At 62.9% G+C, this 4,143-nt stretch carries 5 protein-coding genes; 2 read left to right on the top strand and 3 right to left on the bottom strand.

Annotation, left to right across the window (positions count from 1 at the left end; all coding sequences use genetic code 11):
- Positions 1-39: 39 nt before the first annotated feature.
- From WA702_RS05030 to WA702_RS05020, 3 genes are all read right to left on the bottom strand, one after another.
- Entirely contained in the window at positions 40-573 is a 534-nt protein-coding gene (locus tag WA702_RS05030) for a hypothetical protein (RefSeq protein ID WP_425109433.1), read from the bottom strand.
- A gap of 515 nt (positions 574-1,088) precedes the next feature.
- Positions 1,089-1,442, bottom strand: a complete 354-nt coding sequence (locus WA702_RS05025) for a hypothetical protein (protein ID WP_425109432.1) — start codon at positions 1,440-1,442, stop codon at positions 1,089-1,091.
- Positions 1,443-1,857: 415 nt separating this feature from the next.
- Entirely contained in the window at positions 1,858-2,295 is a 438-nt protein-coding gene (locus tag WA702_RS05020; RefSeq protein WP_425109431.1) for a hypothetical protein, read from the bottom strand.
- Here WA702_RS05020 and WA702_RS05015 point away from each other — a divergent pair.
- Together WA702_RS05015 and WA702_RS05010 are read left to right on the top strand one after the other, a co-directional pair.
- A complete protein-coding gene (locus tag WA702_RS05015) occupies positions 2,285-3,634 on the top strand; it encodes a S8 family serine peptidase (RefSeq protein ID WP_425109430.1) in 1,350 nt (449 codons plus the stop codon). The two genes, WA702_RS05020 and WA702_RS05015, sit on opposite strands and share 11 nt — an antisense overlap.
- Positions 3,635-3,766: 132 nt before the next feature.
- Positions 3,767-4,078, top strand: a complete 312-nt coding sequence (locus WA702_RS05010; protein ID WP_425109429.1) for a hypothetical protein — start codon at positions 3,767-3,769, stop codon at positions 4,076-4,078.
- The last annotated feature ends 65 nt before the right edge of the window (positions 4,079-4,143 follow it).

Here is a 4,143-nt window from a genome sequence, read left to right as displayed (position 1 = left end):
ATGCTGAAGGCGCTGAAGGCGCCTTCCCGCGCATCGTCGTCAGTGCGACGCCGAGGCCTTGGCAGCCGCCGGCGACAACGCCGGCACGACGGCAGGCGCCGGAGCGGCCTGCACGTGTGAAGGTGACGACGCCTGGGCGTCGAGATAGCAGGGCCGGTACATGGCCTGCAGCTGCCGGCCGTGCAGGAAGATCATCCGCGGGGTCAGCCCGCCGCGCTGGGAGATCCAGTGCCGGATCTGCGACGGATACATCGAGTAGAGCATCTGGGTCGCTTCGGCATTGGTGACGGCACGGCCGTTGGCACCGAAATCCCAGGCGGCATGGAAACCGAGATTGGCGTGCGAGGTGACGCAGATCTTGTCGTGCGGGATGGCGCCGAGCACGATCGTGCAGGCCGAGGCGCAGAGCCCGTCGATGATCACATATTCGCCGGAGGTGCGGAGCCCCTGATAACGGTCGACATATGTTCCGATCCGCCCCCCGCGGTCGTCAGCGATTCGGACCACTGCGTGACTGGCCCCCACCCCCGCGATCAAAAGAACGACCGCGAGCAACCCCGTCAAAAATTTCATGCCGAGCCCCAGTTCAATCCCGTCGAAACCGATCTGACCGACTGTGATGCGTTTCTTGGTGATGCGTGACTTTGTGATGCGTAACTGCGACGTATCTCACACTCGCAACCGACCGTTCCCAAGCAGGTTCGGAACACGAAAGCTCAATCCGTAATCGCTGATGTCAGCGTGTTGCGAGATCGCGTTTTTGTCCAGACAGCGCGGCAACGGAAAACAAATTCAACTCAAGTGTTGCTGGCTCGCTGCACCCTTTGGGTGATGCCGTAGGCAAACTGGCCGCACACCGGTTCCGGCGGTGACGTTAACGCCACGGCGGCAGCTTTTTCCTACCTATCATGGACGCCAGCCACAACGAGCACAAAAAAGGCCCCGGTGATTACCGGGGCTTTGTTCGGTCAAAATCGTGGCGGAGATCGGACGAACTGATTCGCCCAATCCATCGTCGTCACGTCCCGCGCTGGAACACACGCCGCCGCACCCATCGACCTCATGGCGACGGACGAAGCGAAGCACGATCAATCAGGCAAGCGAATCTTGGCGCCAAAGGTGAGTCGCGACGCATCGGCGGAGGTCAGCTCGATCTGCCGATCCGGCGAGGCCTGATAGCTGCCGTCCTCGGCTTTTCGCAGACCGTACTGCCAGACCGTCAGCGGCTGGCCTTGCGCCAGCGCATTCGACAGCCGCTCGGCGCCGCGGCCCGGCAGCTTCAGCAGGTCGTCACGCATCATGCCGATCACAACAGGATCGTGGCCGCGATGCAGTTCGAAGAACACCATGCGGTTCGGCGTCTCGTGCGGCTTCAGCACGGTGTCGGTTGCGAACAGCGCGAGACAGATGCCGACGGCAATCCATTTCCAGGTGTCGGACATCGGTAATCATCTCATCCAAGGCAGAGCGGAGCGGACGCCGTGAATAGTGTCCGGCGTGTTCGGTCGCAAATTACAGTTTGGTTATCGGCCGCGCGATGACGTTGGAGGTAATCGATTCGCTCTCGATATGAAGCCGCGCGATCTGTCACTCCGCTTCACAAGACGGAGAGGACCGCAGTCCGATATCAACCCGACCACGGCGAACTACGTGGTCCCGGTCCGCGACACGATGCTTCGGTACCGGCCCGGCCAAAGCTGCCGCCTTCGGTGGGCTCGCCGATAACCAGCGGCTCCATGCGATGCACCCGCTTCTTCCGCGATTGCCGCGCCTTGCCCGGCGTCGAGCTCGATCGGCTTGCGCGGCTCGCCGCTATCAATAGGAGCATATTTAGGTTAATATTCCCGTAAGTTGCGGTCATGGGGGAAGCGAAATGGCCAAGCGTGGACAAGCCAAATCGTCGGCCAAGCGAACAGGTGCAAAGGCCAAGCAAGCCCGGAAGGCTGCCAAGACGAGCGCCAAGACGACTGCAAAGACCAACACCAAGACAAAGACCAACAAGGAGGCTGCAAGGAAGGCCAAAGCTGCAGGAGGACCGCCGAGGAAAACGGCAAGCGGCGCGCCGACAGCGAAGCCTGGAGTCGCAGCGCCCTCGCCGCGCACCAGGGCACCGTCCGCGTCGCCTTCCAGACAATCTGTCGCTCCCAAGCCGACAGCATGGGCCACGCCCGGTGCGTTGACGTTCGCGAGCGGCCTCGAGCCGATCGTCAGGACATCGGACACGCTATCGGACAGGGTGAGCGAGTTATCCCGCGAGGTCACGTTCACGGTGGCCACGACGACGGTGACCGGCAAGCCTATCCAGGCACAGAAGGGGCTGCTCACGCCTGATAATCTCGACGAATTCAGGCCGGCGCCGGATCAGCGAGATGCCGCGATCGAGACATTGATCGCCGAAGGCTGCAAGCTGATCCGCAAAGGCCGCTTCACGGTGACGATGAGCGGCAGCGCCGATGTGGTCGAGAAGCTGATCGGCAGCAAGCTCGTCATCCAGGCTCGCGCGCGCCGATCGCAGGTGCGCGCCGCCTCGATGTTCGCAACCGACTTCGAGCCGCCGTTCGTGCATGATCTGTTCGTAACCCCGGCGACATCGCTCAGCGTCCCGACCAAGGTAAGCAAGAATATCGATCATCTGGTGTTTACGCCGCCGCCGCTGTTCTTCGCGCCGCCTTCTGCCAATGCGCCCACGGTGAGCTATCACCATGTCGATGAAGCCAGCATCCGCCGGCTGCTCAATGTCCCCGCCGGCTATGACGGCACCGGCGTCAAGGTCGGCCTGATCGATACCGGCTTCTATCCGCACCCTTATTACAGCCAGCGCGGCCTGAACATCCGCGCCATGCCGACCGCATCCGCGCCCGACCCGCAGGTCGACAATTACGGCCATGGCAGCGCGGTCGCCTACAACATCTTCGCGACCGCGCCGAAGGCGGAGGTGCTCGGCTTCCAGCAGACCGATCCGCCACAGGATGCGCTGGAAGACGCCGCCGAGGCCGGCGTCGATGTCATCAGTTGCTCATGGGGCTGGGATCGCGAGCAGCTATTCCCGGCACTGCAAGCGTCGCTGCTCAGCATCATCAACGAAGGCAAGATCGTGCTGTTTGCGGCCGGCAACGGCCAATATGCCTGGCCGGGCAGCGAGCCGACCGTGATTTCGATCGGCGGCGTCTATTGGAACGAGACCGGCGGCTTTGAAGCCAGCAACTACGCCAGCGGCTACATGAGCGGCATGTTCCAGGGACGACGGATCCCGGACGTATGCGGCCTCTGCGGCCAGCTTCCCAAGGCGATCTACATCATGATGCCGACCCAGCCTTCCAACACGATGGACAACGAGAATGCCGGCAATGCTTTCCCCGATAGTGATGGGACCGCTGCCGACGACGGTTGGGTCGGTGCCAGCGGCACCAGTAGCGCCACGCCGCAGATCGCCGGTGTGGTGGCGCTGATGGTGCAGAAGGCGCGCGCCGCCGGGAAGGTATTGACGCCAGCCGCCGCCAAGACCGCACTCGAGCAAAGCTGCGTCGCCGTCACGACGGGGCGCAACGCCATGGGCTTCCCAGCCTCCGACCAGCCCAATACCGCCGTAGGATTTGGCCTGGTCAACGCCGCCGCGGCGCTCAAGGCCGTCTAACGCTTGACGTCAGCGGGAACAAACCGGGAGGATGCGGATTGCGCCAGATCGGCGAGGCCACTCGGGCATCTGGACGTTTGGCGAGCCGGACACGATATCATCGATCATCAGCGAACCGCTGAAGGAGGACCGATGGCCATTGCCACCGTGCGCGTACGCGCTGCGACCAATGCGGACGACGATCGCCCTGATAAGGCCGACATGGAGCGGGCGGCAACGCTATTGCAAGAAAGCGGCTTCAAGGTCCACCGCATCGGGCGGTTCGGCGTCAATATCGAGGGCGATGCGGGCGCATTCCAGCGCACGCTGGGCGTCGACGTTTCCAAATCGGAGAACGGATTGGTCGAGACCGCGCGCCCAAGCCATCACGAATTGTCGCGCCTGATCGATACGGTCGAGATCGCGCAAGCGCCGACCGGCTTCGACAAGACTATCGACGTCTGAACACGGTCGGACACGAAACGACAGGCTGGCGCCGCGAACCGTCCGGACCGGCGCAATTTTCGGTT

The organism is Bradyrhizobium sp., from assembly GCF_049798375.1.
Classification (GTDB): Bacteria; Pseudomonadota; Alphaproteobacteria; order Rhizobiales; family Xanthobacteraceae; genus Bradyrhizobium.
This window is presented reverse-complemented; position numbering and strand designations above follow the sequence as displayed.